The organism is Streptomyces caeni (genome assembly GCF_042678285.1).
Classification (GTDB): Bacteria; Actinomycetota; Actinomycetes; order Streptomycetales; family Streptomycetaceae; genus Streptomyces; species Streptomyces caeni.
Genome location: NZ_JBHUDX010000085.1, coordinates 38,151 through 63,574, shown reverse-complemented (window position 1 = coordinate 63,574; position 25,424 = coordinate 38,151). Strand labels below are relative to the sequence as shown.

The window sequence follows — 25,424 nt, the reverse complement described above, 5'->3', positions numbered from 1 at the left end:
GTCGTCGGCTCGCCCTGCGCGCCTTGGAGGAAACTGCCCGGTGGCCGGTCCGCCCCCGCCGCCTGCGCGCCTGGGGAGGCGCCCGGCCGTCACCACCCCGACCCGATCAGGCGCAGGCAGCGCAGAAAGCAACAGGCCCGGCCGTGGGCCGGGCAGTCCCTGTTCGCTGTGCGGTGGCCTGGGCGAGTCGAGACCTCGGGCAGGGGCCTCGGGCACGGAACGGCCGGGTGCTGGTGCAACCGGCGCGGCGGCCGGCGGGTCTCATCTCGTAACACGGCTGAAGCGTCGGCTCGGGACCTCGCGCCAGGCAGTCTCCCAGCACCTCGCCGTGCTGGAGGCCGCCGGGCTCGTCGAGACCAGGCGGGAGGGCCGCTGAGTTCCACGACCTGAACACAGCCCCGCTGCGGCAGATCACCGAGCGACGGCCCGTGCCCGACACATCCGGACCGGAGGAGAGCACCCCATGAAGATCCAACTGACCAGTGTCTTCGTCGACGACCAGGCCAAGGCCCTGCGCTTCTGCACCGGGATCCTCGGCTTCGTGAAGAAGCACGACGTCCCGGTGGGCGGCAAGGACCGGTGGCTGACCGTCGTCTCGCCCGACGAGCCCGGCGGCACCGAACTCCTCCTGGAGCCCGTCGGCCACCCGGCCGCCAGGACCTAGCGCGACACACTCGTCAAGGACGGCATCCCGCTCGCCCAGTTCGCCGTCGAGGACGTGAAGGCGGAGTACGAGCGCCTGCGCGGCCTCGGCGTCCGATTCACCCAGGAGCCCCTGGAGTCGGGCCCCGTCACCACCGCCGTCTTCGACGACTCCTGCGGCAACCTGATCCAGATCGCGACACAGCCGCAGTAGCAGCCCGGCCGCGCGCGGAGATCGGCCTGAGCGGCGACAAGACCAGGAACCGCAGCTGGCGTGTTGTGCGTGTATGAGACGCGGGCACGCGAACGGATGGCACACGCCTGACTGGCCTCGAAGGGATTCTCCATGATGAAGAAGCGGCTCAGACACCTGCTGCTGGCCGCTGCGAGTCTGACCGTGGCCGTCGCCGCGAGCGCGTGCGGCCCGGCCTCCAAAGGGGACGCGTCGGCGAAGCCCACAGCCGCCGGCACCCAGACGGCCGGGTCACCCACGGCTGCCGGGACATCAGCGAGTTCGCCGGCGACCGTATTGCCGAGCCCCGCCCCGGCCCGCGCCACGTCTACAACCACCTCGAAGCCGGCACCCGTGAAAACCGGGCCCGCGCCCCGCACTCGCAGCTCCTGGCCCCATGTCACCTTCGCCCGCCTGACGTTCGAAATACCCCCGGGCTGGACGCTGACGGAGTACGGCAGCGACGCCTGCCTGCAACCCGTACACCGGGCCGGGCTGCCCACGGTGTTCGGCTGCGCCGGAATCGCCATCATGTCCGGCTCCATCACCGGCAACGAGCTGCGGCCCTACGAGGCCCGTCAGCCCGGCGGCTGGTACGCGGCCACCGACGTCCAGCCCTGTCCGGTCCACCCGACCCTCGCGGACGGTTCCTTCAACGGCATCATCAGTGGCACCTCGTCGCCGCCGGTCGAGTCCGGCGTGCGCCCAGTGGGCAGCCACAAGGCAGCCTACGACCGCTGGACGGCCGCCTGCGCGAGCGGCTACCGCTTCTCACCCCAGGCGTGGCACCTGCCCGTGTCCCGGGTGCTGTTCCTGGACTACACGGGGCACGCGGAGACGGCTCGGGTGCTGGAGTCGGTCCGCTTCCCCGGCTGATCGTCAGGGTGGTCGGCCCGGGTGATGGGCGTGCCGCGGTCGGGTCTTCTTCGTCCAGCCGGGGGCGGGCTTCTTCCGGGTCGGGCGTTTTGCCTGAGCCGCCGTCAAGACCTGTGGACCATTGATCAGAACCAGTCGATCGTGTCTTTCGGGAGCGGCCGGATTCCGGGCGAGCAATGAGCAGTGTGCATCGTGAGAACTGCACGTCAGATGGTCTGGTGTGCAGTCTTCACGGTGCACACTGCTCAGTGGGCGACGGGGGTCAGGGGACGGTGCCGTGCAGGGCTCGGCGGTCGCCGGACATGACGTAGCGGCGGGCGGCGGGGCCGTGCTCGTCGAGGGGGGCTCGCCCATCTCCTCGCGCAGCAGCGCCAGGACCTCGGCGGCGTCGGTGTCGGACAGGCAGACCGGCGCGAGTTCGAGCCCGCACACCGACCGACAGCTCCCGGCTCAACCGCATAGAAGCCCAGTTCACCGCCCTGTGCCACTTCACCCTCGACGGCCCCGGGGCGGCAGCAGACCATCCGTTCAGGCCGTGTCGATGCTTGCCAGAGCGTGCCGAATCGCCGCGAGCGCCTGTTCGTCGGTGGCGCTGAGCTGTCTGGCTGCAGCCGCGTAGCTGTTCGCATGTTCCTGGAGCTTCGCCTTGACATCGGTAGCGGGTGCCGGGGCGATGACCTGTGTGCCGGAGCCTCGACGGCTCCTGACGAGGCCTGCGGCTTCCAGTTCGCGGTAAGCCCGCACCACCGTGTTGTTGGCCAGTCCGAGGTCGGAGGCGAGCTGGCGCACGGGCGGCAGCCTGTCTCCCTCTTGCAGTCGGCCGACGGAAATCAGGTCGGCCAGTTGTGCGCGGATTTGCTCGTAGGGGGGCAGAGGGGAAGGGTGGATGACCCTGATGCTCACGTGGTTCGCGTTCATGGCTGCGCCCTGACGTACACCTGCGGGAGCAACGAGACACACAGGCAGTGACCTGCGGTCACGGCAGCGATGAGGGCAGTGATGACCAACGCCCACAGCGCCACGACTTTCATCACTCCCCCACAGACCAAGCTCAGTACCACGACGCCCATCGTCACGGAGACAGCGAAAAGAGGGGCACTCACGACTACTCCCCATGCGCCGATCGCAGCCCGGGCCACAGTGCGTCGTTGATCATCACTTCCGGACCGGGTGGTGATGCGGCGCAGGAGTAGTGCGCAGCCAACGGTACCGAACGTAAGGCCGCCGAGAATCGGCCAGGCGTAGTACGGGCCGGGCCAGGGCGATAGCAGCTGGGCTCCCGACGGGCACGTGACGGACAGAGCACGCCCTGAGTGACCGGCAGCATCCGGCGAGGCCGTTGCTACGGCGATCGCCAGCAGGATCACCAGGACAGCGGCTTGTCCGGCCACGGCAGCGGTGAGGCCGTGCGGCACATAGTCCCGGATCCGGCGCGGAGTCACGCTGGCCACTCGTAGCCGGCCAGGGCTCTGGCGCGCGACTACGTCGGCTGCGAACGCACCCGCCATGACACCCAGGCCGAAGACAGAGAATTCACACAGCAGGTTCACGTCTGACTCGGGGCTGAAGGAGACCAGCGCGTTGACGGCCAGGCCGGCCGCCGCACCGGCCCATCGCACGGGGGTCTCAAGCCATTTCCGCCACGCGTGATCCCGTCCTGCGACAGCAGGCATGCTGACCCCTTCCCCCCAAATGTATCAACCACTTGACACAATCCCGCAACGGGGCGAAGTGTGTCAAGCAATTGATACGCATGGCTCCGTGGCCGATGGACGGCCGGCCGCAGCTGCAGAGCCGAGGTCGGCGTAGCGGCCTTGGCCGGGAGCTGCTTCGGCGCGAGCGATCACGCCCCCTTCCACAGTCGAAACAGGATCCGGTCCTGCCGGCCTGACGAGATGGCCTTACCGCGGTACTCCGACAACGGCGACGAGGCGCAGCCCGTGGGACAAAAGCGCCCCCGGCCGGTTCCTTCCCGGCCGGGGGCGCCCCGGGTCGTCAGCCCGTCCCGCACACCTACTTCGTGTTGACGGTGACCTTGCCGTCGATGATGTCCTGCTTGGCCTTGTCGACCGCCGCGACGACGTCCTTCATCGCCTGGTACTTCGGGTTGGAGTCCGCGAAGCCGACACCGCCCGACTTGAGGTCGCCGCGCTGCTCGCCGGACAGCGGCTTGCCCTCGACGACCGACTTGGTCAGTTCGTAGACCGCGCCGCCGACGTTCTTCAGGGCCGAGCCGAGGATGTAGTCCTTGTACTTGGCCAGGGCACTCTGCGTGTACTGGTCGGAGTCGACGCCGATCGCCCACACCTTGTGCGCCGCGGCGGCCTGGATCACGCCCTGACCGGACAGGCCGGCCGCCTGGTAGATCACGTCGGCACCCGCCTCGATCTGGCCGTTGGCCGCGTCCTTGCCCTTGTCGGGGCTGGAGAAGCCGCCCTCCGCGGGCGTCTGGGTCAGGTACTGCGACTCGATCTTGACCTTCGGGTTGACCGACTTGGCGCCCTGGACGAAGCCCGCCTCGAACTTGTGGATCAGCGGAATGTCGACACCGCCGATGAAGCCGATGTGGTTCTTCTTGGTGGTCTTCGCCGCCGCCACACCGGCCAGGTAGGAGGACTGCTCCTCGTGGAAGACCATGTCGGCGACGTTCTTCAGCTGGATCGTGTTGTCGTCGATGATGCCGAAGGTGACCTTCGGGTACTTGGCCGCCACCTGCTTGACGGCGGGCGCGTAGGCGAAGCCCACGCCGATGACCGGGTTGTAGCCCGACTTGGCCAGCGTCTCCAGGCGCTGCACCTTGTCGGCGTCCGACTCGCCGTCCTGCGGCTCGATGTCCCGGCCGCTGATCTTGAAGTCCTTCTCCGCCTTCTGGAAACCGGCGTACGCCGCATCGTTGAAGGACTGGTCGCCCTTGCCGCCGATGTCGTACGCGAGGCCGATGCCCTTACCGTTGTAGCCGGAGGAGCTCTTGTCCGAGCCGCTGCTCGCCTCCGTGCTGGACTTGCCGCACCCCGCGGCCGCGAGGGCGATGACCGCAACGGTCACCGCAGCTTGGGAGAACCTCGTCCTCCGAGAGATCAGACGCACAGCAAAGCACCCCTTCATCCCCACGGCACCGTCACCCGGTCCGCTTGCCCGACGCGCCGCACCGCAGCGGTCCGGCGCACAGTAACGCGCGTAGAAGCGGAGCGGTACGGGGTTCGTCGCGGCCGTTATCGATTCGTGCCGACGCCGGGTTACGTCTGGGCACCGACCGTTACGGGCGGGTGACGCGAGCGGACGAAGGGGCGCCAATCAGGCACCCCTTCCGGCCGCGCGGACACCCCGGTGCCCACGGGGTGCGGCTGTGCGTCTACCGCTCCGCGTCCAGCAGCGCCGCCGCCGTGAACAGTTCCACTCCGACGGTGATGGCGTGCTCGTCGGCGTCGAAGTCGCCCTGGTGGAGGTCGCGGACGGTGCGGTCGCCGGGCCGGCGGACGCCGAGGCGGGCCATGGCCCCGGGGACGTGCTCCAGGTACCAGGAGAAGTCCTCGCCGCCGAGGCTCTGCTCGGTGTCCTCGACGGAGTGGGCGCCGCGGCGGGCGGTCATGGCCTCGCGCAGCAGGTCCGCGACGTCGGGGTCGTTGACCACCGGCGGCACCCCGCGGATGTAGTTGATCTCGGACTTCGCCTTGTACAGGTTCGCGATCTCGTCGATCGCCGCGTGGACGACGTCCGGCGCCTGCCGCCAGGCGTCGAGGTCGAGGCAGCGTACGGTCCCGGACAGTTCGGCGTGCTGCGGGATGACGTTGCAGGCGTGCCCGGACTCGATGCGCCCCCAGGTGACGGCGAGCCCGCTGCGGGCGTCCACGCGGCGCGCGACCAGCGCCGGCACCTCGGTGGCGACGCGCGCGGCGGCCATGACGAGATCGGTGGTGAGGTGGGGGCGCGCGGTGTGGCCGCCGGCCCCGTCGAGCGCGACCTCCAGCCGGTCGCACGCGGAGGTGATGGGGCCGTGGCGCAGTCCGATGCGGCCCGCCTCCACCTTGGGGTCGCAGTGCACGGCGATGATCCGCCCGACGCCGTCGAGGACACCGGATCCGATGGCCTCGGTGGCACCGCCCGGCAGGACCTCCTCGGCGGGCTGGAAGATCAGCCGCACCGGCCGCGGCAGCCGCCCCCGGCGGTGCAGTTCGGCGAGGACGAGCCCGGCGCCGAGGACGACCGTGGTGTGCACGTCGTGGCCGCAGGCGTGGGCGCGGTCGGGCACGGTGGAGCGGTAGGCGCAGCCGGTCTTGGTGTCGGGGATGGGCAGCGCGTCGATGTCGGCGCGCAGCGCGAGCACGGGACGTACGCCGTCCCGGTCGCCGATGTCGCACAAGAGCCCGGTGCCGGTGTCGAGCACGCGCGGAGCGAGTCCCGCCTGCTCCAGGCGGGCCTTGATCGCGGCGGTCGTGCGGAACTCCTGGTTGCCGAGTTCCGGGTGCATGTGCAGGTCGCGGCGGAAGGCGACGAGTTCGGCGCGCAGCGCCTCGGGCAGCGCGCCGGGGAGCACCGCGTCCCCGGGGTGATCGGCCTCGGACTCTCGGGACATCAATTGGTTCACCCTTTGAAGGGTAGGGCGATCGGGCGGCCGGCCTCCCCACGATCAACAAAACTTCAACCCGTCAGGGGGAGAAAAACTGGCCGCTCGCCGCATGGCCGACGATGAGGATGGGTAAACTCGCCCGGCTTTCCGGACGAAGGGGATACCGGGGGAGTCCGGAGCGGCCCGCCGGGGTGTGAGCGGAGCCGTCCCGGCACCGCCGAGGGCGCCCGGTGATCCTGCACGGGACCGCTCCCGTGTCCGAGCGCTCCCGACCCTGGGAGTCGCCCGGACGACCCGGGCGACTCCCTACCCCTCACGGATACCACGCCGGGGGGCCGTCCGGCCTCCCGGAGGGCGTCGCACGGTCGTGGGAGACCCCCCGGACTCCGCCGCGCCGACGGCGAAACCACGACGGCGAAACCACGACGGCGAAACCGCGGCTCCGGCATACGGGTGGGCGGCCGGCCGGTGTGCTGAGCGAGGTGACGACGGTGACGCCCCCTGGCGGCGCACGCCGGGCGCCGGTCCGTCGGCGGGGCCGCGAACCCCTCTCCCCGTGCGGTGCCGGCCGGCTCCGCACGGGGAGAGGGGGGACGCGCCGGGGGACCCCGCCCCTATCCCGTGGTGATGTCCTGCTCCGCGGGCGGCGGCACCCGGTCCACGCCCCTGGCCGTCCCCGTCACCCCCGACAGGAAGCCCTGCGCCCGCGGTGACGCGCGGTCGGTCAGCCAGGCCGGGTCGATGTCGCACACCGCCACGCGGACCTGCGTGCCGGCCAGTGCCAGCGGCAGGGTGTGGACGACCGTGGACGGGAAGCTGAGGATGGTGCGGCCGATGGGGCCCCGGCGCGCGATCAGTTCCAGCGGGAGGTCCGGGCGGACCACCTCCAGGCCCGTCTCGGCCGCCACACGGTGGAGTTTCTCCGAGCTCTCGCGCCGGTGCGCGAAGTAGCGCCCGGCGCCGTGCGCCTCGGCGAGGGCCCGGACCGCCTGCAGGTAGCGCTCCCCGTCCACCACGCCGGTCTCCACGAGGGAGGTGCCCACCAGGTCCGCGCCCTTGGTCAGGCGCGGCGGACCGAAGCGGGCGCGGGTCCAGGCGAAGTCGTTCGCCGTGACCGCGACCCCGGTGGGGGCCTCGTGGATCGGCATCGAGGAGAAGACCTCCACCCTGCGGCGCGCGCCGGGTGTCAGGCGTCGGCGCGCCGACGAGGACACCGGGGCGAACAGCAGGTCACGGGCGCCCGGGCGGCCGCCCTTGCGGTGCCAGCGCACCAGCCGTTCGCCCCGGACGAGCTGGGCGACGAACTCCATCGTCGCCGTGCCGTCGTCCACCACGACCAGGTCGTGGGCGCGGGTGATCGTCAGCAGCAGCTGGACGTAGCGGGAGAAGGGATCCCCCATCATCACGCAACCGGCCCGGCGCAGCAGCGGAGCGAGGCGGCCGACGGTCTGGAAGGGTGCCGTCGCGCCGCCCCGGGCCTCCTCCCAGCGGACCTCGTGGCCCTCCTCGCGGGCGAGTTCCGCCATGCGGCGCAGTTGGCCGCGGGTCATCGGGTCGGTGGGCGCCAGCACCACGAGAGTGAGCCCCGCGGGCGTCTGACCGCCGGCCGCGGCCGCGCCGCTCACCGCCGTGCGCCCCGCGCCGGACCGCCGGCCGCCCCGTACGGGGATCGCCGCCCGGCGGCGGGGCGCGCCGGGCCCCGTCGCGCCCAGCGCGTGCGTGTGCGCCCACTCCAGCACGTTCAGGAGCTGTACCGGGCTCTCGACGAACGCGAGCGCGCGGGGGCCGCCGGTTGCGGCGCGGGGGCTCATCGGCGTGGGACCGTCCCGTAAGGCACTCAGACCGACACCGGCTCACCGGCCGCCGCGGCGATCTCCGCCTCGGCGACCACGCCGGCGACCCGGCGCAGCTTCTTCATCGGGCCCAGCTCGGAGTCGTAGACCTTCTTCAGGCCGTCGCCGAGCGACGCCTCGATGGTGCGGATGTCGCGCACCAGGCGCTGCAGGCCCTGCGGCTCCACGGACGCGGCCTGGTCGGAGCCCCACATGGCGCGGTCGAGCGTGATGTGCCGCTCGACGAACGCGGCGCCCAGGGCGACCGCCGCAAGCGTGGTCTGCAGGCCGGTCTCGTGGCCGGAGTAGCCGATCGGGACGTTCGGGTACTCCTTCTCCAGGGTGTTGATCACGCGGAGGTTGAGCTCCTCGGCCTTCGCCGGGTACGTCGAGGTGGCGTGGCAGAGAAGGATGTTGTCGCTGCCGAGGACCTCGACCGCGTGGCGGATCTGCTTCGGGGTCGACATGCCGGTGGACAGGATGACCGTGCGGCCGGTGGCGCGCAGGGTGCGCAGCAGTTCGTCGTCCGTCAGGGAGGCGGAGGCGACCTTGTGCGCCGGGACGTCGAACTTCTCCAGGAAGGCGACCGCCTCGGTGTCCCACGGGGACGCGAACCAGTCGATGCCCTTCTCCTTGCAGTACGCGTCGATCCGGCGGTACTCGTCCTCGCCGAACTCCACGCGGTGGCGGTAGTCGATGTAGGTCATCCGGCCCCAGGGGGTGTCGCGCTCGATGTCCCACTGGTCGCGCGGGGTGCAGATCTCGGGGGTGCGCTTCTGGAACTTGACGGCGTCGCAGCCGGCCTCGGCGGCCACGTCGATCAGCTTGAAGGCGTTCTCCAGCTCACCGTTGTGGTTGATGCCGATCTCGCCGCAGATGTAGACCGGCCGGCCGGGGCCGGCGGTGCGCGAACCGAGCTGGCGGATACGGGAGTTGCTGCTCATGGCGGGGGGATTCCTTACCTGTCGAGGGAGTCGAGAGAGGGGCCGAGGATCCAGCTGGCGATCTCTCGGATCGCGCCGTCACCGCCCGGGGCGGTGGTGACCGCGCGTGCGGCGCCGCGCACGACGTCGTGGGCGCTCGCGACCGCCACGGGCCAGCCGACGAGGGCGAAGCACGGGAGGTCGTTGACGTCGTTGCCGACGTAGAGCACGCGCTCGGGCGCGATGCCCTGCTCCTCGCACCACTGCTTGAGTGCGAGGTCCTTCCGGTCGATGCCGTGCAGGACCGGGATGCGCAGCTTCCGGGCCCTGGCGGCGACGACCGGGTTCTGCTCCGTGGACAGGACGAGCATCGCGAGGCCGCTCCTGCGCAGGGCGGCGATGCCGAGGCCGTCCCCGCGGTGCACGGAGACGAACTCGTGTCCGTCGGAGTCGATCAGCACCCTGTCGTCGGTCTGGGTGCCGTCGAAGTCGAGCACGACCGCGTCGAGGTCCGCGCGGGTCGGGAGGGCGCCGGGCCGGGCCGCGTCGAACAGCGGTGCCAGGGCGCGGGCGCGGGCCAGGTCGTGCGGGTCGTCGATCTCCAGGACCCGGGCCGGGTCGGTGCGCACGAGGTCGGTGCGGCCGAAGAAGCGGTGCCGGTGCTCGCGCAGTCCGGCCGCGTCCATGGCGTACGCGGCGCCGGTCTCCAGCAGGTCCTGGGGGCGGTCCTGGCGGCGCGGGCGGAACGACTTGTCGTGGTTGACGCCGTATCCGCCCTCGGTGGCGGTGGTGCCGGCGACCCGGGTGCCGCCCGTCCCGGACACCTCGCCGGCGTGCCGCGCGCCGATGACGGGCGCGGGCTCGTCCGCGGCATCGCGCCAGAGGAAGCCGTGGAAGGGGGCCACGGTCAACGCCGTGTCCGCGCCGTTCTCGACGACCGCGGCGGCCACCCCGTCGATGTCCTCGCGGACCAGGAAGGGGCTGGTGCACTGGACCAGAAGCACCACGTCGGCCGGTGAGCCGTGCAGCGCCTCGTGGGCGTCCATGGCGTGCAGGACGGCGTCCTCGGAGGTGGCGGTGTCGCCGGCGATGGCGGCGGGCCGCAGCACGACCTCGGCGCCGGCCTCGCGGGCGGCGGTGGCGATCGCCGCGTCGTCGGTCGAGACGACGACGTCGGTGACGAGCCGGGCGGCCCGGCACTCGCGCACCGCGCGGGCCACCAGCGGCACCCCGCCGACCGGGGCCAGGTTCTTCGCGGGCACGCCCTTGGAGCCGCCGCGCGCGGGGATCACCGCGAGCACGCGGCGCGCCGGTGCCGCCTGTCCCGCTTCCGGGTTCGACATGGGCTGTACTCCTTGGGGTCCTTGGCGTGGGATCCGCCCGCTCACAGCTCCCCCATCCGCCGGATCACGGGCGCGACACGCTGCACGCCGTGCCGGTAGGCGCCGCGGGCCGCGCGGCGGACGATCTGGCGCACCGGGCCGGCGGCCCTGTCGGCGGCGGGTGCGCCGGGCAGCGGGCTGCCGTCCGGGGCGAGGTGGTGGCGGGCGAGGACGCCGGGCAGATAGCCGGGCGCGGTGACGGGCGTGTAGTAAGGCTTCAGCGGTGGGAGTCCACCGGCGGCGAGCAGCGCGGTGATGCGCCGGCGCGCCTCGTCGAAGGCGGTCGCGTACGCCCCGTCGGCCGCAACGCCCTGCCGCGACACCCACTCCGGGTCGGGCAAGGGCTCGTGTCCGGCGTCCAGCTGGTCCCAGGAGGCGAGGCAGCCGGAGCCCACGAAGTGGTGGTTGCCGAGCGCCTCCCGTACTCCGAGGTCGGTCAGGACGACGGTGGGGATGCGGCGGTGCAGGGATTCCAGGGCGGCCGTCGAGCTGACGGTGACCAGCAGATCAGTGCGGTCGAGGACTTCGCCCATGTTGCCGTACACCAGGCGGAAGTTGGCCGGCGGCTGCTGCTTCTGGGCCAGCTTCTGGTAGGGCAGTTCCTCGATGTGCGTGGTGTGTTCGCCCGGCTTGGAGCGGAGCTTGAGCAGTACCTCGCGCTCGGGGTGGCGGCGCGCGTGCTGGACCAGCCGGTTCAGCAGATACGTGCGGTCCCCACGGCTCTCGGGCACGGAGGGCTGCGCGGCGAAGACGACCGTGTACGGGTCCTTCTTCTCGTACGGGGCCCCGCCGAGGAAGGGCAGCGCCACCTCGGTGACCGACGAGGCGTCGGCGCCCACTCCCTCGTACACCGCGCGGAAACGCTCGGCGTCCTGGCGGGAGTTGGCGAGGACGAGGTCCGCCCCGTGCCGCAGCAGCAGGCCGTCGGCGAGCTTCTCGTAGACGACGCCCACATAGCCGGTGACGACCACGGGCCGCCGGGTGCGTTCCCGCCAGGCGTGGGCGAGCCCGTGCAGCATCGCCTGAACGCCGCCGCCGACGAGGGCGAGCACGAGGACGTCGTACGTCTCCTGCGTCATCTCGCGCAGGAACTCGACGGCGGTCACCTCGCGGAGGGAGTCCGCGCGGACGCCGACCTCGTGGAGCTGGCGCGCGGTGGGGGTGGCTCGGCCCCGTAGCAGGAAACCGTCCAGTCGTGTGTCCGGACCGGCCGTTTCAGGCGACTCGCCGGCTTCCTCGGGCCGTGTCGGTGAGATGCGGTTCGCGGTGAGCGCGCCCCATTTCCACCGGGTGTCGGAATCGGCGAGGACGGCAATCCGCAGGGTATTCGCGGTACTTGCTGGCACACCGAAGACGCTAGGAAGCGATTCCGATGCCCAGCCCAACCAGAATCCAACAAATGGTTAACAGCACTTCGCCGAATGGCGAATCGGGCCGCGAAACACGTCGGGAACAACTGGGTTCACTATTCCGCCACGCGTCGTTCACCCGGAATCAAGCCGACGGTCAAGACGAATGCCGGGCCGCCCCCTAACGTCACTCTGGTGGTCAAGCTCTCCGTCATCGTGCCGTTCTACGACGTGCAGCAATACGCGCCCGACACCCTGAAGAGCCTGCGTGCGAACGCACGTGAGGACTTCGAATTCATTCTCGTCGACGACTGTTCGCGCGATGAGACACCGGACATCCTCGCGCGCGCGCGGCGCGAGCTGCCGGGCGCGGTGCTCGTCCGGCACGAGCAGAACGGAGGGCTGGCGACCGCCCGCAACACCGGGATCGACGCGGCGCGCGGCGAGTACCTCACGTTCCTCGACGGGGACGACTGGCTCGCACCCGGCTACTACCCCCGGCTGGTGGCCGCCATCGAGGAGTTGGGGTGCGACTTCGTCCGCACCGATCATGTGCAGTGCACCGGGCGGGCCCGCACCGTGCACCGGGTGCCGCACGGCCGGCGCGGCGTGGTGATGACCCCGCGGGACGCGATCCTGCCCGCAGACCGCTCCACCTCCGTCGACTACCCCTACGCGTGGGCGGGCGTCTACCACCGCCGGCTGGTCGACCGCGGCCTGCTGCACTTCACCCACGGGCTGCGCACCGCGGAGGACCGGCCGTGGATCTGGCGGCTGCACCGTGAGGCGGAATCGTTCGCGGCGGTGAGTCTGCTGGGCGTCTTCTACCGGCGTGGAGTCGCCTCCTCGCTCACCCAGATCGGCGATGCACGACAATTGGACTTCATTCGCGCGTTCGACCAGGTAATCGAGGAAACGACGCGCGATCCCGAAGCCGCTAAGCTGCTTCCCAAAGCAGTGCGCACTTATTGCGCGATCATGGCTCATCACCTCGGATCAATCGAGAGGTTCGAACCCGCAGTGGCTCGAAAATTGCGCTCACTGAGCTCCGCCGCCCTGAAACGCATGCCGCAGAGCCTGCTCACGGAGGTACTGGACACGATGGACCCGCATCGGGCGAGCCGGCTGCGGAGGCTGCGGCGCAGGCCGGCGGTGACCCGGACGGCAGCCGCCTGATGCCACGCACCACCCGGATCTTCTGCGCGTCGACCCTGTATGGTGCCGCAACCCTCGCCGCCGCCCTCGACGCCGGACTCTTCGAGCCGACGGATCGACGCCTGCTGCTCATCACCAACAACGCGACCAATCCGGAGACCACCCCCGCCGTGGACGCCATGCCGGGCTTCGCCCGGCTGCGGGAGCGCTTCGACGAGGTACTGTCGTGGAACGAGACCATCTCCCCGTTCCACCCCAGCGGCTGGGGTCCGCGCGCCGACGACATCCCCATGTGGGAGCGGCACCTGCGACTGCTGTGGGGGCTAGGCGACGACGAGGTCCGGCTGGCCGTCGAGTCCGTCCACGTCAATCCGTCCCTCGCACTGTGCCAGCTGTTCACCGGCGCTCCCGTCGACGTCTACGCCGACGGCCTCATAAGTTACGGTCCCACCCGGGAGAAGATCGACCCGCTGGTGGGTACGCGCGTCCGCCGGCTGCTGCACCCGGACCTCGTGCCGGGTCTCACCCCCCTGCTGCTCACCGAGTTCGGTGTGGCGCCGGAGGTGGTCCCGGCCGAGGCGTTCCTCAAGGTGCTGGGCGAACTCGCCCAGGGGGAGTGCGCCCCGCCCTCGGCCGATGAGCGGTCGGCGCTGTTGCTCGGCCAGTATCTGGCCGCGCTCGGCGTCCTCACCGACGCCGAGGAGGAGGAACTGCACCTGAAGATGGTGCGCGGAGCTGTGGCACTCGGCCACCGCCGGCTCGTCTTCAAACCGCACCCCGTCGCGCCCGCGCGCTGGTCACGCCTGCTGGAGGAGGAGGCTGACCGGCTGGGCGCCGAGCTGACCGTGCTGGACCGGCCCGTCCTGGCCGAGGTGGTGTTCCAGCGGATGCGGCCCGCGCTCGTGGTCGGCTGCTTCTCCACCGCGCTGCTCACGGCGGCCGGTCTCTACGGCATTCCGGTCGCACGGGTCGGCACCGACGCCCTGCTGGCCCGGCTCAGGCCCTATCAGAACAGCAACCGGGTGCCGGTCACCATCGTCGACGCGCTGCTGCCCGATCTTGCGGACCGGGCGGCGGTGGACGGGTGGACCATGCCCACGCAGGAGCAGGTGGACATCCTCGCCGACCTGCTCAAGGCCGTGGGCTACGCCATGCAGCCCAAGATCTACCCGGGGCTTCGGCCGGCCGCCGAGAGCTATCTCTCGCGGCGTCTCTCTGCGCACACCTGGCGCTATTTCAAGCGCAAGCGCCTCACCGCGCTCGCCCTGCCCGGCGCGGTCCCGGCACACCTTGCGTTCATCCCGCGGAACACGACTGTACGCCGCATCGCTCGCCGCGCCCGGGCGCTGTCGCGGCGCTGACGGCCGCCGTCCACTCGTCCCGCGCGTCGCTCCCGTAGCCCAGGGCCGGGAGCGACGCGTTTTCCCGTCGCCCGGCGGCCATGCGCCAACACGCAGTTCATCCAAGCGATGCCTGTGCGATGCCCGTATGCCAGCGATGAATCCCCTTCCCTCCGCCGGACGTTCGTAACGTCCCGTTCGCAGACCGTCCAACGACCTCATGAATCCGCCGAGAAGGGCTCACCATGAAAGCGGCCGACCAGGCACCGGCATCCACGAGCTCGGCTCCAGCGCCCACCGCGCGGATCCCGACTCCGGACAGGGCCCCTGCCAAGGGCGTCCACCGCCCGGCAGTCGACCGTCTGCGCGCCCTGGACGGGCTGCGGCTGCTGGCCGCGCTGATGGTGTGTCTTTACCACGTCGCCGGCAAGAACGGCGAAGTCGCCGCGTCCTGGCACCAGTCCCCGGGACACATGTTCCCCACCTTGTCGCGGGTGGCGACCTACGGCTCCCTCGGCGTCCAGTTCTTTTTCGTCATCAGCGGCTTCGTGATCTGTATGAGCAGCTGGGGTCGCAGCCTGGGCGACTTCTTCCGCTCCCGAATAGCCCGGCTCTACCCGGCGTACTGGGTGGCGGTCTTCCTGGTCGGCACCGCCGCGGTCGCCCTGCCCGTGGTCGTCCGCCCGCTCCGGGCGGACGAGTACCTGGTCAACCTCACCATGCTCCAGCAGCCGATGGGCGTGCCGCGGGTATTGGGCGTGGACTGGACACTGTGGGTGGAAATGCGCTTCTATGTGCTTTTCGCGCTGTTCGTGATCTGGAGGGGCGTCACCTACCGGCGGGTGGTGCTTTTCTGCATCCTGTGGACGCTGGCCGGCGCCCTCGCCCGGGTCGCCGACAACCCGCTGACGGACGAGCTGGTGATGCGCGATCACGCGCCGTTCTTCATCGGCGGCCTGGCACTCTACCTGATCCACCGTTTCGGCGGCGACCTGCTGCTGTGGGGCATCGTCGGCATGTCGTTCCTCCTGGGGCAGCGCTACTCCGTCACGGCGATGTGGCACCCGGGCGCCCAGGGCGACTTCCAGCGCGACCCGCACGTCATCCAGCTGATCGTGCTGCTCGCCTTCGCAACCGTTGCGGTGGTGGCACTGGGCTGGGTGCGCTGGGCGAACTGGCGCTGGCTGACGGTGGCGGGAGCGTTGACATACCCGTTCTATCTGATCCACGAGCACCTGGGCTGGTTCGCCATCCGGGTGCTGCACCGCGGGTATGGACTCAGCCCCTATGAGACGCTCGCCCTGACCGTGCCGGGCCTGCTGTGCCTGGCCTGGTTGATGCACCGCTTCGTGGAAAAGCCGTTCGGGCCACGGCTGAAGCGGACGATGAGCGCGCAGGCGGCGCGGCTGAAGGCGGTGACGACGACCTGGCCCAAGGCTTGAGGGAACGCCGGTGCACAGGCCCGGGCCTGTGCACCGGGAGAGGGACCCGGCCACTGCGTCACGGCATGCGCCCGCTTCGGTCAGGACTGTGTGGCGCGGATCCTGCGCACGACGCGCCGTACCGTGGGATTGCGGCGCAGCGACTCGGCGCGGACCGGACTGCCTCCGGGCAGGTGCAAACGGCCCAAGCGTCGCTTCTTGAAGTACTGCGGGTACTCATCGAGGTGGGCGGCAAGCCACGCGGCCGCTTCGTCGTGCAGCCCGGGATACTTGCGGGACTGCATGCAGTATCCGACGGTCCGTACGAGTTGACCCAACTCGTCGGCAAGGAGACTGAGTTGCAGCGGACTGCCGATCGGCTCGTGCTCCGCGTCGGGCAGGGCGGCGTCGATGACCGTGAGCGGGATGCGGTTGCTGTTCTCGTACGGCGTGATGCGCTCAAGCAGCAGGTCCGTACCGACGCGGGCCACGGGGATGCCGTAGAAGGCCGCCGCCGTCATCAGGGCAGTGGAGAAACAACCGATGACGAGCTTCGGTTGCAGGAAGGCGAAGACGGTCTCCGCGAGCACCGGTTCACTCAGGACGGTCAGCCGCACCTCTAGTTCCCGGGCCGCCTCCTCCAGCGAGCGGGAGTACGCCGCAGGAGCGCTGGGGTGGGGTTTGAACAGCACGTCCTCGTGGCCGGCCCGGGCCGCCGCGCGCAGCATGCGGATGTGCAACTGCTCCTCTTCTGCCCGGGTGATGAGGTCGATGGCGGAGAGGTACTGGCCGAGCAGGACGGCCGTGGGGCGGTTCCCCTCGGGTATGCGTTCGGCGAGGATCCCACCCCCCTCCTCGCCGATCCGGGCAAGGACGTCGACCATCGCTCCGCCGGGGACAGGTTCGGGCTCGACACCGTATTCGGACAGGAGCATCGGACGCAGTCCGGGTACGAGGTCCAGGTGCAGTACGCGTGCGATGCGGCTGCTCATCCCGTGCGGGATCCGGTTGCGGGTGGGGCCGTAGCTCATCAGGCCGTCCGCATAGACGTGGATCGGGCTGTCGGCGAAGATCTCGGCGACCGCGCGGGAGGGGTTGGCCTGAATGGACTCGCAGGCGATCTCGACGGGGTCGTCGCCCAGGTCCCAGGCGAGGCGTGCGGCCTTCTCCCACAGGCAGGCGTCCTGGGCACGCGGCGACCAGCCGGCCGGGTGGTGCGGGGCGATGAACTCGTTCCAGGAGCGGACCTCGTCGAACTCGGGGCGCAGACTCGTGAAGCCGGCCATCCTGTCCAGCGGGGTGCCGACCTCCGGGACGGCGGCGGTGTCGCTGACGACGAGGATGCGGCGGTGGTTCTCGCGCGGGCCGAACAGGCCGGCGCGGATCGCCGCGGTGACCGTCGCGGCCGCGTACTGCGTCGCCGAGAAGAAGATCTGTGTCATGCCGCGACTCCCTTCATGCCGCCGCGTATGCGCCGCAGCATGTGTACACGTTCCTCACCCATGCCGACGAGCGCTTCGTTGAGCTCCTCGTCCGACATCCGGCCCAGCGCCTCGGCCGCCATGTGCCGGAGCTTGCCGGCCACACTCCGCTCGAAGCGGCGCCGGTCGAGCAACTGATGGGCGATGACGACGCAGTAGTTGCGCAGTGCCTTCTTGCGCAGCCGGTCGGCCTGGGGATCCTTGGCGAGCTCGGCCAGGACGATGTCGAACGAGCGGAAGAAGTCCAGCTGGCGTACGTCGCCGATCTGGGTCAGCGAACTGGCGATACCACGGCGGTAGAAGACGCCGCGGAGGCTGGCGACGGCGTAGGAGTCCGCCCTGCGGTGCAGCTCCCAGATCCAGGGGCGGTCCTCGGCGGTGCGCAGCCCGTCGTGGAAGCGCAGCAGGCCGCGGTCCAGCAGCCGGCGGTGGTAGATGCCGGCCCAGGCGTACGGGTAGTCCACCATCGTCGTGTCGTCGACGGGCAGGATCGAAGTGCGGGGGTCGAGCGGCGTGTGCCGACGTCCTTCCGGGGCGCGGTGAACAGCCCGTTCGACGCCCGTCACCTGCACGTGGTCGGTGCGCACGAAGTCGACGTCGTAGCACTCGATGGCATCCACCAGGGCCGCCAGATAGCCCGGGGCCAGCCAGTCGTCGCCGTCCAGGAAGGTCAGGTAGCGGCCCTCCGCCGCGTCGATACCGGTGTTGCGCGCGGTGGCCAGCCCGCCGTTCCGTTCGTGCCGGATCACCCTGCTGTTCTTCAACCGCTTCGTCAGCTCGAGCAACGCCTCATAGGTCTTGTCCTTGGTCGACCGGTCCTCGACGAAGATGAACTCGAATCCGTCCTGGTCGTTGTTGACCAGGCTGGTCACGGTGTCCGAGACGTAGGTCTCGATATTGAAACAGGGAACGATCACGGACAGTTTCGGGGGGTGGTCGGTCACGCGTACACCTGGGCTCTCTCAGGGGCAGATCCCTGTGACCGTAGAGCCTGTGCGACGCCGCACACCAACCTCCTTGCGGCTACCAGGTGAACGTAGGGTGGCGGCACGGCCTCTGATTGCGGCGGTCGGCACCCACGCACTCGCAGCGGACCGGCTGCCGGCCCGGCCGGCCTCCTTCGGCGGAGGGACGGGGAAGGCTCACACCCTCCGCCCCCTCCTTCTGCCTGCCCCGGCCGGGATCGGTACCGGTACTGCTCGGCGCCGCCGTTGCAGGTCCACTGGATGACCTCGGTGCCGTTGGCCGTGCCGCCGCCGCGCCCGTGATCACCGCAGCCCAGGACATCTTGCGCACGTGAAGAATTCCTCCCGCCCGTCGCACCGCCTCGCGCCGCTCGCCGAAACCGCTCCCGGATGCCCGCGTACCACATCCCCGCAAGGCACCGAAGCCGCCCCCTGGAACGTGAATTAATCACTCCGCCATCTGGACTCCACATCCCAATGCTCTGATCGGGTCCCCACTCGCCGAAAAATCGGCGGAAATTCTGGAAGGACCCGAGAGACATGTCCGGAAAATTCCTTCCCACCGCCAGGTTTTTGCTGATCGTCTCGCTTCTCAGTAGCGCCCTGGCTGTGACACCGAGTGCCGGCGCCCAGGCGGAACCCGCTCTCCAGACGCATGACGTACCGGTGGCCGGTGGCCCGAGTGGTGAAGCGGCGCAGAGACTCGCCGACCGCCTGGGCAGATCCCACACGGCCGGAATATACCTCGACCGCACCGAGCACCGGTTCGTCATCACGGCCACCGACGAAAGGACTGCGGAAGCGGTCGAGAACGCCGGCGCCATCCCGAGGCGCGTAACGTATGACACCGCCTATCTGGACTCCATCAAGAAGCGCCTCGACACCAACTTCAAGACGCCTGGAACGATGTGGGGTATCGATGTCCTCGCCAACCGGGTGGTGGTCCGCGCGGACAGCACGGTCGGCAAGAAGGATTTCGCGGCCCTGAAGAAGTTCCTCGCACCCTACGGCAGTGCCGCCCGCGTCATCCGGGTGGGAGGGAAGACCGAGAGGACATCATCCGCCATCAACGGTGGCGACTACATCGAAAACGGCGTTGTCTCCTGTTCGTATGGTTTCACCGTACGAAAGAAGACGGATCCCACCTACAAGGCGATTCTCACCGCAGGACACTGCACCATCACGTCAGGAACCGACTGGCGGAAGTCGGACGGCACGTACATCGGGTACACCACCGGGCACAATTTCTCCAACGGAAACGACTTCGGTCTGATCCGGGCCTACAACAGCAGCGTGACGTACTACGGAAACGTCGAAGCCGAGGGCGGCACGGCCCAGGACATCTCCTACTCGCGGGACAGCAGACTCTACGAGACCGTCTGCGCCTCCGGTTACAAGAGCAAGTACGCCTGCAACTCGGTGGGACTCAAGAACCAGACCATCAACTACACCGACGGTTCGCAGGTGACCGGCATGGATGTGGCGTTCATCTGCCGCGACCACGGCGACAGCGGTGGACCGCTCTTCGCCGGCGATGCCGCGTTGGGCCTGCTCTCGGGGAGCAACAACAGCGCGTGCTACAGCTACTACCAGCCGGTCAACGAGGCGCTGGCCTGGTACGGGATGGAGGTGTTCTGACCCCGCTGCCGCCCAGCGGCGAAACATCACGGGCGTCCGAGGGGCACCCCTGTCCGGGTGCCCCTCGCCCTCCGGGGCCGGTCGGCAGAGTCCTCGACCGTGCACCGTGACGCCCTGCGCGGCACCCTCAGGTCCGGACGCACCCCTGCCCGCTGCGGCTCGGCATCGGCCTCGCCGCCCCAGCCGCCCGGCCCCAGCCGCCCGGCCGCAGCCGACAGGTCACGCGCCGGCCAGCGACAGCTTCACCGCGAAACCCAGGAAGAGGACGCCCGCGGCCGACGTGGCACCCGCCGACAGCCGCCTGCGCCGGTGGAAGGCCGCCGCCAGGCGCGTGCCGCCGAATATCAGGGCGCTCAGGTACAGGCCGCTGGCGATCTGGGCGAAGACGCCGAGCACGACGAAGGGGAGCGCCGGGTGTCCGTACCCGGGGTCGACGAACTGCACGAAGAAGGCGACGAAGAAGAGGATCGCCTTGGGGTTGAACAGGCTGATCACAAGGGCGCGGCGGTAGGGCCGCTCCGCGGCCGCGACGAGCGGGGCCGGGGCCTGTGCGGCCGCGGTCCCCTGCCGCCGGCTCCGCCACATCCCCCATGCGGCCCGCAGCATGCCGACCGCCAGCCACGTCAGATAGCCGGCCCCGGCGTACTTCACGATCCCGAACAGCACGGCGTTCGCCTTCAGCAGCGAGGCCACTCCGGCCGCGGACAGCGTCATCAGCACCGTGTCCCCGCACCACACGCCCGCCGCCGCCGTGTAGCCGGCCCGCACCCCGCGGCGGGCGGCGACGGACAGCACATAGAGGGAGTTGGGCCCGGGCAGCAGGACGATGAGGACGAGACCCGCCAGGTAGGTGGGGAGATCGATGACGCCGAACATGGGAAGGAGTGTCGCACGGTGGTACGACACTCCGGTCCCGGGTTCCGCGGGGCGAGACGGCAGGTCAGAAGGCGTCGCTCGGCACGTACGTCCCCCACACCTCGCGCAGTGCGTTGCAGACCTCGCCCACCGTGGCGCGGGCCTTCAGCGCCTCCCGCATCGGGTACAGCACGTTGTCGGTGCCCTCCGCCGCCTTCTTCAGGTCCGCGAGCGCCGCGTCCACCGCCCGCTGGTCGCGCTCCGCGCGCAGCTTGGCGAGGCGTTCCGCCTGCTGGGCCTCGATCGCCGGGTCGACGCGCAGCGGCTCGTAGGGCTCCTCCTCGTCGAGCTGGAAGCGGTTGACGCCGACGACGACCCGCTCGCCCGCGTCCGTCTCCTGCGCGATCCGGTAGGCGTTGCGCTCGATCTCGCCCTTCTGGAAGCCGCGCTCGATCGCCGGGACCGCGCCGCCCAGCTCCTCGACCTTGCCCATCAGCTCCAGCGCCGCGGCCTCCACCTCGTCCGTCATCGTCTCGACCACGTAGGAGCCCGCGAAGGGGTCCACGGTCGCCGTCACGTCCGTCTCATAGGCGAGCACCTGCTGCGTGCGCAGCGCCAGGCGCGCGGACTTGTCCGTCGGCAGCGCGATCGCCTCGTCGAAGGAGTTCGTGTGCAGCGACTGCGTGCCGCCGAGCACCGCCGCCAGGCCCTGCACGGCGACCCGCACCAGGTTCACCTCGGGCTGCTGCGCCGTCAGCTGCACGCCGGCCGTCTGCGTGTGGAACCGCAGCATCATCGACTTCGGGTTCTTCGCGCCGAACTCGTCCCGCATCACACGCGCCCAGATCCGGCGGGCGGCGCGGAACTTGGCGACCTCCTCCAGGATCGTCGTCCGGGCGACGAAGAAGAACGACAGCCGGGGCGCGAAGTCGTCGACGTCCATGCCGGCCGCGACCGCCGTGCGCACGTACTCGATGCCGTCCGCCAGCGTGAACGCGATCTCCTGTGCGGGGGACGCCCCCGCCTCCGCCATGTGGTAGCCGGAGATCGAGATGGTGTTCCACTTCGGGATCTCCGCCTTGCAGTACTTGAAGATGTCCGCGATCAGACGCAGGGACGGCTTGGGCGGGAAGATGTACGTCCCCCGCGCGATGTACTCCTTCAGCACGTCGTTCTGGATGGTGCCGGTGAGCCGGTCGGCCGGCACGCCCTGCTCCTCGGCCACCAGCTGGTACAGGAGGAGCAGCAGGGCCGCCGGCGCGTTGATCGTCATCGACGTGGACACCTTGTCCAGCGGGATCCCGTCGAACAGCACCCGCATGTCGTCGAGCGAGTCGATGGCGACGCCGACCTTCCCGACCTCGCCGTGCGCGATCGGCGCGTCGGAGTCGTGGCCCATCTGGGTGGGCAGGTCGAAGGCGACCGACAGGCCCATGGTGCCGTTCGCGATCAGCTGCTTGTAGCGCGCGTTCGACTCCACCGCCGTGCCGAAGCCCGCGTACTGACGCATCGTCCACGGACGGCCCGTGTACATCGTGGGATACACACCGCGTGTGAACGGGTACGCCCCCGGCGCGCCCAGCTTCCCGTCCGGGTCCCAGCCCTCCAGGGCATCCGGCCCGTACACCGGCTCGATGGGCAGTCCGGACTCCGACTCGCGCGCCATGGTGTGTGCCTCCGCGTTGCTTCGTTTCTCGGCCCGGTGGACCCGACTACGTTACCGGCCGGTACAGACGACCTCGCCACGGACTGTAGCGGCGGCCGTGCGCCCGGTGGAGGGCCGCACGCTGGGACCTTGCTCACAACCATGCCCTGTTGTTCCCTTGGGGGCACATGCGGGGAGGATCTCAGGTGGCATGACCGGGCATCGGGGACCGGCGGGACGACCGGGGGGCGAATGCGTACCAGGGGGATGGGGAGATCGCTTGCCGTACTCGCGGTGACGGCCGCGCTCGCCGCGGTCGCAGCGGTCGCCGGATGCACGGCACAGCCGGCGGACGGGCAGGGCGGGGGCGCCGAGCACCGTCCACCGGTGCACATCGAGGTCCCGCACACGCCGTCAGACGGCGCGACGCAGGGCGCCACGCCCGCCCCGAAGCCTTCCGCCGCCGTCCTGTGGGCACGCGGTGACTCCGGCCGGCAGGTCCGCGAGCTGCAGGCCCGGCTGCGCCAGCTGGCCTGGCTGTTCGACGGGCCTACGGGGACGTACGACGATCTGACCGAGAACGCCGTCAAGGGCTTCCAGGGCAAGCGCGGGCTGCCGCGGACGGGCGAGGTCGATTCCGTCACCTGGCAGCGGCTGCTGAAGATGACCCACGAACCCGGCACATGGGAGCTGTATCTGATGGGCGGGCAGCCGGCCGCCGCACCGGACCCGCGCTGTATGACGGGCCGGGTGCTGTGCATCAGCAAGACGACCCGGACGCTGCGCTGGATGATCGGCGGACGGACCGTCTCGACGATGGCGGTCCGGTTCGGCACCCAGTACACACCCACACGGGAGGGTGTGTTCCACATCTACTGGAAATCACGTCACCACGTGTCCACGATCTACCACTCGCCCATGCCGTACGCGATGTTCTTCAGCGGCGGCCAGGCGGTGCACTACTCGTACGACTTCGCGGCGCGCGGATACGCCGGTGGCTCCCACGGATGTGTGAACGTACGGGACGAGGCCGCGATCGCGGCGCTGTTCTCGCAGGTGCGGACCGGCGACAAGGTCGTCGTCTCCTGGTGAGACGGACCGGAGGAGGTGTGCGGGGCGCGGGCGGGACCGGGGGAACGTGTCCCGCCCGCGCCGGGTGCACGGAGCCGTGGGTACGGGGGGAACCCCGGCTCTGTGCGACGGCCGATGACCAGTCGGCTCACTCATTACTGCGCCACCGGGGCCGAAAACGTCACACCCCCGTCGAACGAAGTCACACGCAGCACGAAACCCCGGGTCAAAGGGCATGCGGTCGGAGTGCGACGGGTCAGTGGCCCTCAGGCGCGCCCAGCGCGCTGCAGGTGGGGCCCGGGGACGCCGTCCGCGGGGGCAGGAACCGCGCCACGGCGTGGGGGGTGGCCGGCCCTATGTCGCCTTCGCCGTCGTCGCCGTTGCCGCCCTGGTCGCCGGCGTTCCCGTTGCCGTTCCCGGTGCCGTTCCCGGTGCCGTTCCCGGTGCCGTTCCCGGTGCCGTTCCCGTTGCTGTTGCCCTTGCCGGTGCCGTTCCCGGTGCCGGTGCCGTTCCCGGTGCCGGTGCCGTTCCCGGTGCCGTTGCCGTTGCCCTTGCCGCCGAGGACACCCCTGCAGAACTCGTTCACCCGCCCGCTGCCGCCGGCAGCGTCCTCCAGAGCGCGCCGCCGTTCCAGGCCCAGTCCCTTGCCGTCGGCCAGATCACGGCAGGAGGAGTACACCACGGCCCACCGCTGCCCGGCCCCGCCTCCGGCGTGCTCGTCACCTGAGCCCGGCCGGCCGCCCGGCGCGGAGCCGTTGCCGGCCTCGGGGTGCGAGGAGCCGTCCCGGGCGCCGCCCGTGGCACCGGGCGCCGGCGTACGGGAACCGCGCGCCCGGGGTCCGCCCGGCGTCGGCGTGCCCTGCGGCTGCCGCGGCGTCGCGGTGGCCGACACGGACGCGGCGGGTCCCGGTTCGTCGTGGAACGGCGTCGGCAGGACTCCGGTTCCGGCCGCCACCGCGGCCCCGCCGATCACCCCGGCCGCCACCGCGGCGGCGAGGCCGAAGCGCACGGGACGCCCCCACCAACACCGGCGCCCGGCGGCGACGGGGCGCCCGAGGCGGATGAGCCCGGCGTCGGCGGACGGGGCAACGGCGGACGCCCCAAAGCGTGCTCCCTCGCCGTCGGCGCCGGTGCGCGCGGCCCGGAAGGCGGCCAGTGCGGCGGCCTCGCCCGGCGGTTCCTCGGTGGTGGGCGCCGGTGTCGCGGCAAGTGCGGCAAGGGTCTCGGCGAGCCGGGCGGCGCGTGCGCGTGTGTCGGGGTCGGCGGCGTCCAGCGGCTCTCCGCGCAGCAGACGTTCCGCCGCGTCCTTGTCAAGCCACCCGTACTGCTCGTCGGCCATCACATGTCCTTCTGCGTCCGCGAACGCACGCGCGTCACACCCGCGGGCGACACCGCGCGCCTGCGCGCATCTGGCTGGGGAGGCATGGCGCGGAGGGCGCCAGCCGATTCGGGATCCGCCCCGGGGCCCGCGTCGAGCAGCTCCGCGAGCCGCTTCAGCCCGCGGTGCGCCGCCGTGCGGACGGCACCCGGGCGCTTGCCGAGCGTCTCGGCGGCGGACTTGGCGTCCAGGCCCACGACCACCCGCAGCACCACGGCTTCCGCCTGGTCCTGAGGGAGCTGGGCGATGAGGGAGAGGGTGCGGTCCGTGGCCAGGGCCTCGATGGCCTCGCCAGCCGTGTCCGACTCGGCGGCCTTCCCGGTCAGTTCCGTCTCGTCGCCGCCGATCGCGGGGCGCCGCCCGCGCATCCGTATGTGATCGAGCGCACGGTTGCGGGCGATCCGCGCCGCCCAGCCCCGGAACCGGTCGGCATCGCCGCTGAACCGCTCCAGGTCACGGGCTATCTGCAGCCATGCCTCGGAGGTGACGTCCTCCGCGTCGGGGTCACCGACCAGCGTCCGCACGTACCCGAGCAGCCGGGGATGCACCGCGCGGTACACGGTCCGGAACGCGGTCTCGTCCCCGTCCTGTGCCGCAAGCACGGCGGCCGTCAGCTCCGCGTCGTCCCCCAGCACCCCGAACTGCCCCTCTGTGCGCCTCGTCCGGCACCGC

Annotated in this window: 20 protein-coding genes and 3 pseudogenes; 9 read left to right on the top strand and 14 right to left on the bottom strand. The window is 70.7% G+C overall.

The window, feature by feature from the left end; all coding sequences use genetic code 11:
• The first annotated feature begins 178 nt into the window (after positions 1–178).
• The 4 genes and pseudogenes from ACFSL4_RS28635 to ACFSL4_RS28620 form a co-directional block, all read left to right on the top strand.
• Positions 179–467, top strand: a pseudogene (locus ACFSL4_RS28635) (ArsR/SmtB family transcription factor).
• Positions 464–856, top strand: a pseudogene (locus ACFSL4_RS28630) (VOC family protein). The pseudogenes ACFSL4_RS28635 and ACFSL4_RS28630 overlap by 4 nt, the downstream one beginning before the upstream one ends.
• 372 nt (positions 857–1,228) lie before the next feature.
• Positions 1,229–1,750: a hypothetical protein gene (locus ACFSL4_RS28625; RefSeq protein ID WP_381088991.1), complete on the top strand. Its 522-nt coding sequence runs from the start codon at positions 1,229–1,231 to the stop codon at positions 1,748–1,750.
• 422 nt (positions 1,751–2,172) lie between these two features.
• Positions 2,173–2,253 (top strand): annotated as a pseudogene (locus ACFSL4_RS28620) (transposase); the annotation flags it as partial.
• Between the two features lie 25 nt (positions 2,254–2,278).
• Here the strand turns inward: ACFSL4_RS28620 and ACFSL4_RS28615 are convergent.
• The 8 genes from ACFSL4_RS28615 to ACFSL4_RS28580 all read right to left on the bottom strand — a co-directional run bounded on the left by ACFSL4_RS28615 (position 2,279) and on the right by ACFSL4_RS28580 (position 11,800).
• Positions 2,279–2,668, bottom strand: coding sequence for a GntR family transcriptional regulator (locus ACFSL4_RS28615; RefSeq protein ID WP_381088988.1), 390 nt, complete (start codon positions 2,666–2,668; stop codon positions 2,279–2,281).
• Complete coding sequence (locus ACFSL4_RS28610) at positions 2,665–3,423, bottom strand: hypothetical protein (protein ID WP_381088985.1); 759 nt, start codon at positions 3,421–3,423, stop codon at positions 2,665–2,667. Before ACFSL4_RS28610 ends, ACFSL4_RS28615 begins: the two co-directional genes overlap by 4 nt.
• Before the next feature lie 340 nt (positions 3,424–3,763).
• The gene (locus ACFSL4_RS28605; RefSeq protein ID WP_381088983.1) at positions 3,764–4,795 is read right to left on the bottom strand and encodes a BMP family lipoprotein; all 1,032 of its coding nucleotides are present in this window, start codon (positions 4,793–4,795) and stop codon (positions 3,764–3,766) included.
• A gap of 307 nt (positions 4,796–5,102) precedes the next feature.
• Positions 5,103–6,323, bottom strand: coding sequence for an amidohydrolase (locus tag ACFSL4_RS28600; protein WP_381089109.1), 1,221 nt, complete (start codon positions 6,321–6,323; stop codon positions 5,103–5,105).
• Between the two features lie 608 nt (positions 6,324–6,931).
• Complete coding sequence (locus ACFSL4_RS28595) at positions 6,932–8,128, bottom strand: hypothetical protein (RefSeq protein WP_381088980.1); 1,197 nt, start codon at positions 8,126–8,128, stop codon at positions 6,932–6,934.
• A gap of 26 nt (positions 8,129–8,154) precedes the next feature.
• Positions 8,155–9,093 carry an N-acetylneuraminate synthase family protein gene (locus ACFSL4_RS28590; RefSeq protein WP_381088977.1) on the bottom strand — a complete coding sequence of 313 codons (939 nt, stop codon included), beginning with the start codon at positions 9,091–9,093 and terminating at the stop codon, positions 8,155–8,157.
• A 14-nt stretch (positions 9,094–9,107) separates the two neighbouring features.
• Entirely contained in the window at positions 9,108–10,415 is a 1,308-nt protein-coding gene (locus tag ACFSL4_RS28585) for a cytidylyltransferase domain-containing protein (RefSeq protein WP_381088974.1), read from the bottom strand.
• Positions 10,416–10,456: 41 nt separating this feature from the next.
• Positions 10,457–11,800 carry a DUF6716 putative glycosyltransferase gene (locus ACFSL4_RS28580; RefSeq protein ID WP_381088971.1) on the bottom strand — a complete coding sequence of 448 codons (1,344 nt, stop codon included), beginning with the start codon at positions 11,798–11,800 and terminating at the stop codon, positions 10,457–10,459.
• Between the two features lie 198 nt (positions 11,801–11,998).
• Between ACFSL4_RS28580 and ACFSL4_RS28575 the strand changes: the two genes are divergently transcribed.
• From ACFSL4_RS28575 to ACFSL4_RS28565, 3 genes are all read left to right on the top strand, one after another.
• Positions 11,999–12,979 carry a glycosyltransferase family 2 protein gene (locus ACFSL4_RS28575; protein ID WP_381089107.1) on the top strand — a complete coding sequence of 327 codons (981 nt, stop codon included), beginning with the start codon at positions 11,999–12,001 and terminating at the stop codon, positions 12,977–12,979.
• Positions 12,979–14,319, top strand: coding sequence for a polysialyltransferase family glycosyltransferase (locus ACFSL4_RS28570; RefSeq protein ID WP_381088968.1), 1,341 nt, complete (start codon positions 12,979–12,981; stop codon positions 14,317–14,319). The genes ACFSL4_RS28575 and ACFSL4_RS28570 overlap by 1 nt, the downstream gene beginning before the upstream one ends.
• 224 nt (positions 14,320–14,543) lie before the next feature.
• The gene (locus ACFSL4_RS28565; RefSeq protein WP_381088965.1) at positions 14,544–15,740 is read left to right on the top strand and encodes an acyltransferase family protein; all 1,197 of its coding nucleotides are present in this window, start codon (positions 14,544–14,546) and stop codon (positions 15,738–15,740) included.
• 80 nt (positions 15,741–15,820) lie between these two features.
• On the opposite strand, the gene ACFSL4_RS28560 is transcribed toward ACFSL4_RS28565, so the two are convergent.
• Entirely contained in the window at positions 15,821–17,161 is a 1,341-nt protein-coding gene (locus tag ACFSL4_RS28560; protein ID WP_381088962.1) for a polysialyltransferase family glycosyltransferase, read from the bottom strand.
• On the bottom strand, positions 17,158–18,144 hold the full coding sequence (locus ACFSL4_RS28555) for a glycosyltransferase family 2 protein (protein ID WP_381088959.1): 987 nt from the start codon (positions 18,142–18,144) through the stop codon (positions 17,158–17,160). Before ACFSL4_RS28555 ends, ACFSL4_RS28560 begins: the two co-directional genes overlap by 4 nt.
• A gap of 561 nt (positions 18,145–18,705) precedes the next feature.
• On the opposite strand from ACFSL4_RS28555, the gene ACFSL4_RS28550 reads away from it, so the two are divergent.
• Positions 18,706–19,803, top strand: coding sequence for a S1 family peptidase (locus ACFSL4_RS28550; protein WP_381088956.1), 1,098 nt, complete (start codon positions 18,706–18,708; stop codon positions 19,801–19,803).
• A gap of 219 nt (positions 19,804–20,022) precedes the next feature.
• On the opposite strand, the gene leuE is transcribed toward ACFSL4_RS28550, so the two are convergent.
• Positions 20,023–20,679 (bottom strand): leucine efflux protein LeuE, encoded by a 657-nt coding sequence (leuE, locus tag ACFSL4_RS28545; RefSeq protein ID WP_381088953.1) that lies wholly within the window; start codon positions 20,677–20,679, stop codon positions 20,023–20,025.
• Between the two features lie 64 nt (positions 20,680–20,743).
• The gene (locus tag ACFSL4_RS28540; RefSeq protein ID WP_381088950.1) at positions 20,744–22,324 is read right to left on the bottom strand and encodes an acyl-CoA mutase large subunit family protein; all 1,581 of its coding nucleotides are present in this window, start codon (positions 22,322–22,324) and stop codon (positions 20,744–20,746) included.
• A 246-nt stretch (positions 22,325–22,570) separates the two neighbouring features.
• Between ACFSL4_RS28540 and ACFSL4_RS28535 the strand changes: the two genes are divergently transcribed.
• Positions 22,571–23,395, top strand: a complete 825-nt coding sequence (locus tag ACFSL4_RS28535; RefSeq protein ID WP_381088947.1) for a L,D-transpeptidase family protein — start codon at positions 22,571–22,573, stop codon at positions 23,393–23,395.
• Positions 23,396–23,630: 235 nt separating this feature from the next.
• Here ACFSL4_RS28535 and ACFSL4_RS28530 read toward each other — a convergent pair whose 3' ends face one another.
• Together ACFSL4_RS28530 and ACFSL4_RS28525 are read right to left on the bottom strand one after the other, a co-directional pair.
• Entirely contained in the window at positions 23,631–24,713 is a 1,083-nt protein-coding gene (locus tag ACFSL4_RS28530) for a hypothetical protein (protein ID WP_381088944.1), read from the bottom strand.
• A complete protein-coding gene (locus ACFSL4_RS28525; RefSeq protein WP_381088941.1) occupies positions 24,713–25,387 on the bottom strand; it encodes an RNA polymerase sigma factor in 675 nt (224 codons plus the stop codon). The genes ACFSL4_RS28530 and ACFSL4_RS28525 overlap by 1 nt, the downstream gene beginning before the upstream one ends.
• Positions 25,388–25,424 lie beyond the last annotated feature (37 nt).